Origin of the sequence: Halorubrum sp. Atlit-28R, assembly GCF_003665955.1 — an archaeon.
Lineage (GTDB): Archaea > Halobacteriota > Halobacteria > Halobacteriales > Haloferacaceae > Halorubrum > Halorubrum tropicale.
This window is the reverse complement of sequence record NZ_QPLS01000194.1, coordinates 1-476: the sequence shown is the minus strand read 5'-3', so window position 1 is coordinate 476 and position 476 is coordinate 1. Positions and strand designations below refer to the sequence as shown.

Here is a 476-nt window from a genome sequence, read left to right as displayed (position 1 = left end):
CGTCACCGAAGACGAGGGAATTCGCCACGACACCTCGCTGGAAGCGCTCGGCGGCCTTCCGCCGGCGTTCTCCGGCGACGGCTCTGTCACCGCAGGTAACTCCTCGCAGATTACCGACGGTGCGGCCGCCGTTCTCGTCACGAGTCGCGAGTTCGCCGACGAACACGGCCTCGAGGTACTCGCATCTGTCGGCACCAACAACGTCGCTGGTGTCGACCCGACCGTGATGGGTATCGGTCCGGTTCCGGCCACCCGCGGTCTCCTCGAACGCGCCGGAAGCGATATCGAGGACTACGACCTCGTCGAAATCAACGAAGCGTTTGCCAGCCAGTGCGAATACTCCCGTCGCGAACTCGGTATCGACGAGGACAAACTCAACGTCAACGGCGGCGCAATCGCCCTCGGTCACCCGCTCGGTGCCTCCGGTGCGCGCCTCCCCGTGACGCTTATCCACGAAATGATTAAGCGCGACGTGG

At 64.3% G+C, this 476-nt stretch carries 1 protein-coding gene; it reads left to right on the top strand.

Translation table 11 applies throughout. The annotated features are described in order from the left end of the window. The coding region (locus DVK06_RS17495; protein WP_147438181.1) for a thiolase family protein at window positions 1-476 on the top strand (476 nt) is incomplete at both ends.